The 3241-nt window shown below is 48.5% G+C and carries 1 protein-coding gene; it reads left to right on the top strand.

Annotated features, from left to right (window positions below; all coding sequences use genetic code 11):
• The first annotated feature begins 107 nt into the window (after positions 1-107).
• A complete protein-coding gene (gene polA / locus BZG79_RS13190) occupies positions 108-2858 on the top strand; it encodes a DNA polymerase I (RefSeq protein ID WP_077774630.1) in 2751 nt (916 codons plus the stop codon).
• Positions 2859-3241: the final 383 nt, after the last annotated feature.

The raw sequence follows: 3241 nt of genomic DNA, 5'->3' as shown, positions 1-3241 counted from the left end.
GTTATCCACAGATAGACGACGCGATGGGAAAAACCATGGTTAACAGGGGTCACGACTCGTGGCATGCTTAACGACTAACGTGTTTAACTGGCAATCAAGATACTGATATGGCAACTCTTCCCGATAACCCCCTCATCCTGGTGGATGGATCCTCTTATCTTTACCGGGCTTACCATGCGTCACCCAGCCTCACCAATAGTGAAGGTGAGCCGACGGGTGCGGTCTATGGTGTGGTGAATATGCTGCGTAGTTTATTGCGCCAATACCCGCATTCTCATGTCGCGGTGATTTTTGATGCCAAAGGGAAGACGTTCCGCGATGACATGTACGAACAGTACAAAGCGAATCGTCCACCGATGCCAGATGACTTACGTGGGCAAATAGCCCCCCTGCATAAGATCATTAAAGCAATGGGGTTGCCTTTACTTGCGGTAGAGGGGGTCGAAGCCGATGACGTTATCGGCACACTTGCCACTCAGGCCTCACAAGCCGGAATGCCGGTACTGATCAGCACCGGCGACAAAGATATGGCTCAATTAGTGGACGAGCATGTCACCTTAATCAACACCATGACTAATGTGGTGATGGACCCGGATGCGGTGCGTGATAAGTATGGCTTTGGTCCTGAGCATATTATTGATTATCTCGCGCTGATGGGGGATAAAGTCGATAACATTCCTGGTGTGCCGGGGGTGGGCGATAAAACTGCGACGGCGTTGATTGCCAACCTCGGCGGCTTGGATGATATCTACGCCAATCTGGATAAAATTGCTGAGCTGAGCTTCCGCGGCGCCAAGAGCATGGCAAAAAAGCTAACGGACAATAAAGAGGGCGCCTATCTTTCCTATCAGTTGGCTACTATCAAATTAGATGTGGCGCTTGATTTCACCCCGCAACAACTGATTAAGCAAGCACCTGATAATGACACCTTGGTGGCCATGTATCGCGATTTACAGTTCCGTCGTTGGCTAAAAGAGCTCGACGAGGGAGATGCGCCAGAGGAATCAACCTCTGATGAGCCTTTATCGCAGGCAGTCAGTATCGATCGTGATCATTATCAAACCGTACTCACGCGCGAGTCACTGGAAACATGGTTAGAGAAAATTCGTCAAGCTGACGTGGTGGCGGTGGATACGGAAACCGATAGCCTTAACTATATGGAAGCCAATCTGGTTGGTATTTCATTTGCGGTCGCGCCAGGCGAAGCTGCTTATGTACCGGTGGCCCATGATTACCTTGAAGCGCCTGAGCAGCTATCGCTAGAAGATGTGATCACTGTATTGCGTCCTTGGCTGGAAGATCCTTCAGCGGCGAAAGTCGGCCAAAATCTAAAGTATGATGCCAGTGTGTTTGCGCGTCACGGGATCACCTTAAAAGGGATTGCCTATGACACCATGCTGGAGTCGTACGTGTACAACAGTGTCGCGGGACGCCATGACATGGACAGCCTCGCTGAGCGCTACTTGCAGCACACCTGCATTAGTTTCGAAGACATTGCCGGGAAAGGCAAAAAACAACTGACCTTTAACCAAGTCCCCCTTGAGCAAGCGGCACCTTATGCCGCGGAAGATGCTGACATTACGCTACGGTTACATCAGTATTTGATTGGACGAGTCACCAGTGACGAAAAGTTAAAAACCATTTTTGAGTTTTATGAAATGCCATTAGTCAGTGTGCTATCGCGCATGGAACGTCATGGTGTGTTAATTGACAAAGACAAGTTGACGACGCAATCAGAAGCGCTGCATACCCGTTTGATTGAACTTGAGCGTGAAGCGTTTGAGATTGCCGGCGAAGAGTTTAACTTAAGCTCGCCGAAGCAATTACAGGCGATTTTATTTGAGAAAATGGGTCTGCCTGTGGTCAAGAAAACCCCGTCAGGTAGCCCGTCGACCAATGAAGAAGTACTGCAAGAGCTCTCGCTCGATTACCCGTTGCCTGCGCGTATCTTGGAGTATCGTGGCCTTGCGAAACTCAAATCAACCTACACAGATAAACTGCCACGCATGATTAATGCACAAACGGGCCGCGTGCATACCTCGTATCATCAAGCGGTCACAGCCACTGGGCGTTTATCGTCAACCGATCCAAACTTACAGAATATCCCGATTCGGAACGAGCAGGGTCGCCGTATTCGTGAAGCCTTTACCGCGGAACCGGAGCATACGATTTTAGCGGTGGATTACTCGCAGATCGAATTACGGATTATGGCGCACCTATCCGGTGATAAAGCCTTGTTAGAAGCGTTCCGTGAGGGCAAAGATATTCACGCGGCCACGGCGGCGGAAGTGATGGGGGTGAGTCTTGATGAGGTCACCAGTGAGCAGCGTCGCCGCGCCAAAGCGATCAACTTTGGTTTGATTTATGGTATGAGTGCCTTTGGCCTCTCACGCCAGCTTGGTATTGGTCGCCATGAAGCGCAAACCTACATGGACACCTACTTCGATCGTTATCCAGGCGTGAAAGCATATATGGATAGCACCCGTGAGCAAGCCGCAGAAAAAGGTTATGTGGAGACTATCTTTGGCCGTCGTTTGTACTTACCTGAAATAAAATCACGCAATGGCATGCGTCGCAAAGGAGCCGAACGTGCGGCTATCAACGCGCCGATGCAAGGTACCGCCGCCGATATTATTAAGCGTGCAATGATATTGGTTGATCAGTGGATTCAGGCCAACGCCGCGGATGACGCGCGTCTGGTGATGCAAGTTCACGATGAGCTGGTGTTGGAAGTAAAAACGTCATCTATGTCCAAAGTTGAAAGCCAAGTACGAAAATTGATGGAGTCGGCGGCTGTACTTGATGTGCCCTTAATCGCTGAGGCAGGATTTGGCGATAACTGGGGAGAAGCCCACTAAGTTTAAGATTTTTATCTATATATCGACCTTTTAGTATAAAAAGCCGAATGCGAATTCGGCTTTTTTTTGTTTAGTATCCAACTGATATATGGTGATTTTCGTTCTTTTTTGCGTATTTTTATGAAAAAAAATTACGTAATATACTTTTCAAGGCTGGGTGATTGATATACAGTTATCAACGTAGGGTACAGAGGTAAGATGTTCTATCTTTCAGACCTTTTGTTTCACGTTATTGGATTTGGCTGATTCAGCAGCCCCAGTCAGGATACTGACTGGGGCTTTTTTTATTGGTTGATATGCCGCGACGCGAGCAGCCCTGCCACTGCCTTTTTAACTATTTTCAACTGTGTTGATCCTGTATTCCAACAAATTAGAGCAATTAC

Source organism: Salinivibrio sp. MA427, assembly GCF_001996115.1.
GTDB lineage: Bacteria > Pseudomonadota > Gammaproteobacteria > Enterobacterales > Vibrionaceae > Salinivibrio > Salinivibrio costicola.
The sequence above is the reverse complement of the archived record's forward strand: the minus strand, read 5'-3'. Positions and strand labels throughout refer to the sequence as shown.